This window comes from Caballeronia sp. (assembly GCF_028292365.1).
In the GTDB taxonomy this organism is placed as follows: domain Bacteria; phylum Pseudomonadota; class Gammaproteobacteria; order Burkholderiales; family Burkholderiaceae; genus Caballeronia.
This window is the reverse complement of record NZ_JAQGMM010000050.1, coordinates 1-2,724: the sequence shown is the minus strand read 5'-3', so window position 1 is coordinate 2,724 and position 2,724 is coordinate 1. Positions and strand designations below refer to the sequence as shown.

Sequence of the window (2,724 nt, the reverse complement as noted above, 5' to 3'; positions counted from 1 at the left end):
CACATTCGTTCAGCCGCCTCCGCAAAGCGCGTCCGATACGGCATCAGCAGCAAGTCGACGGCAAGCTCGCGAGTCTGGCGCGTGTGAGCGAGGGTATCGAAGACGGATTCGATCTGCTGCGTCGCGGCTTCCTCGGGTGAGGATCCGGGACCTGGCTGACCGAACAGGAAACCCTGCACCAGGTCCACACCCGAGCGCGCCGCCAGCAGCAAGTCCTCGTTGGTCTCGATCCCTTCGGCCACCACCAGCATGCCTGCCTCGTGCAACAGGCTCACCAGCTTCGGCATGACCGATTCGCGCAAGTCTGGCTGATGCGCATGGATGAGGCTGCGATCCAGTTTCACGATGTCCGGCCGCAAGGTCAGCAACCGGTCCAGGTTCGAATGCCCGGCGCCGAAGTCATCCACTGCCACCAGGAACCCTTGCGACCGGAACGCCTGGGTGGCTTGGGCGAACGCGCAGACGTCGTTGCCCCCCGATTCCAGCAACTCGATCACGATTTCTTCTGGCCGCATGCCCGACTCACGCGCGAGGTCGGCGAGTTGGCGCGCATAGCCGGGGTCGATAAAGCTTGCCGGCGTCACGTTCAGGAACAGCCAGGACTGGCCGGGCAACCATCCGGCAGCGTTGTGCAAATGGGTGACGTGACTCAGGCGGTCGAGCGCCCCGGTCGAGCTCTCGACAATCGCCTTCGCGAACAGTTCGAACGGCGCCACCAATCCGCCCGCCGACGCAACGCCGCGCAACAAGGCCTCGTAACCGACCTGGCGCTGGTGGGGCAGGCTGTAGATCGGCTGGAAGTGCGAACAGAGCGCGATGCCGTCGAACGCGGCCTGCGGGGGAGGTTTCCCGAGTGTGCGCCGCATCACGAAGCTGCCGCGTGGAGACGAGGGCTACTGGACGGCGCAGCCATAACGGCTAGCGGAGCACTTTCCGCGACGAATAGCGAAACGAATAACGAAAAGGCGCGCAGGATGAACGGCATGAACCGTGCGGGCAAACATGTCAGTCCCGCCGTCCGGCGACGGTGAACCTGCCCGGTTGGATTGGCTGCACAAACAGGAGCCAGGAACAGTTCGAACATGAGGTTGGTCTGCGCGTGTGGATATGACGACAACTCGGACGACAACCAGGACGACGACTCGGACGTCATAGAACGATCGGACGTGTGCGACGGGACTTGGCAGCGCTTGAGGCCGGACAACATCTTATCGGATCAAATGGCGGCCGACTTGAGCGCAAAGGCATCATGCCGGGCGTTGCCTGGACGCTGGCGGCTTTGATGGGCGGGCGTTTGCGGGATGCTAAAAATTCCGTAAGAGGCTTGCCAGACGGTAAATTTGGGACAGCAATGGTACGATCGCGCCTTGCAAGCCGGCGGGCGATGCTCGTCGAACAAGTGAATCAAGTTACGGAGGCGACCCGATGGCCCAACAGAAAACCAACCCGAAGCTGGAGCAGGCGCTGACGCGCGGCGACCTCGCGATTCGCCAGGCCAACTCCGGCCGCGCAACGGCCGTGCTGCGCGCACTTGGCAAGATGATTGTGGAGGCTTCGGCGACTATCGGCGTGGAAGCGTTTGTCGTGATTCATGATGGCGACAAGATCTATGATCCCGCCGACGGCATGTGGCCACAACAACTGCTGGTGTCGCTCGATGGCCCGGTGGAAGACGCGGACCCGGACGAACTGCGCACCGTGACCTTGATGGCCGACACCCCGGCAACCGTGTTTCGATGCGAATGGCAACGGGCGGACGGCAAGATCGGCCGTCAGGAAGGGCGCCCGCTCGCCATGGTGGCGTTCATCACTGACGTGGACATCCCCTGGCTCGACGACGAAGATTGAGGAAGCGCCCGGCCACACTTACTCTACGCTGGGCAAACCGGCGGATGTGCGCTGCATCCGCTGTCCTCGAACTTCTTCATCCGGCGAATCAGGTACTGTTCCAGCCTTGGTCGGAATTCTCTTCCGATTTCTAAAGCGCGCAACCCTGACATCTTCGATTACTTCTGTTTTGCATATCGAAATTCCATAATCCCATAAAGGTTTAGTTAAAGCATTCTTTATTCGTCGGATTAATAGACCGGGCAATAAGCTGCATTCGTGTGAAGGGTCGTTTCTCCCGCCGTGCAAGTCCACCCACCTCCCTTGCCCGCTATTCACCTCAATATAAAAGTCCGTGATAAAAAATCCGTTATTAAGCATGAGCACCCGAACGGTGCAACACGGGAGACGGCGGAGGTGAAATCGCGGCTTTTAGAATATTTGACTCCCTATGTAATGGGAAAAGGAATCGCGTTTCACGTGCTCGACACATACTCACCCATCCGGAATTTTTCATAATACGAAATTCGAGGAGATGCGTAGGGTCGTCGAACGCGAAAAGCACTGAAAATGCATAATTTTTTGAAGTTTCTTTAAAGATTTATTTGGTAGCGCGCACCCCATCAATTGCCTTTGGGCGAGACTAAATCCGTCGTGTGTTTCGTTTGCGTGAAGTCAAACGTTCCGCGGCGTCCTCCTTCTCGCCAAAAATGGGGTAGCACAAATGGAACAGCTTAATCAGGTAGGTCAAAGCAGTGTCTTTCGCAACGGACATATTGAACATGGTGAACGTGCAGAGCGGCTCGAGCGGGCAGTTGTACAGGCTCAGGAGAAGCGCGAGTCCCTGCCTTTTACGATCCGTATTGTTCGTGAAAGCGCCGACCTTGAAAAAGTCGT

The 2,724-nt window shown here is 58.3% G+C and carries 2 protein-coding genes; one reads left to right on the top strand and one right to left on the bottom strand.

Translation table 11 applies throughout. The annotated features are described in order from the left end of the window. Positions 1-866, bottom strand: an 866-nt coding sequence (locus JWR14_RS02965; protein ID WP_299701043.1) for an EAL domain-containing protein, incomplete at its 3' end; no start/stop codon positions are given. 559 nt (positions 867-1,425) lie between these two features. Here JWR14_RS02965 and JWR14_RS02960 point away from each other — a divergent pair. Further along, positions 1,426-1,848: a hypothetical protein gene (locus tag JWR14_RS02960; protein WP_031357205.1), complete on the top strand. Its 423-nt coding sequence runs from the start codon at positions 1,426-1,428 to the stop codon at positions 1,846-1,848. Positions 1,849-2,724 lie beyond the last annotated feature (876 nt).

Excerpts from the sequence above, each read along its gene's own strand:
- JWR14_RS02960 (WP_031357205.1), top strand. The coding sequence starts at position 1,426 with ATGGCCCAACAGAAAACCAACCCGAAGCTGGAGCAGGCGCTGACGCGC.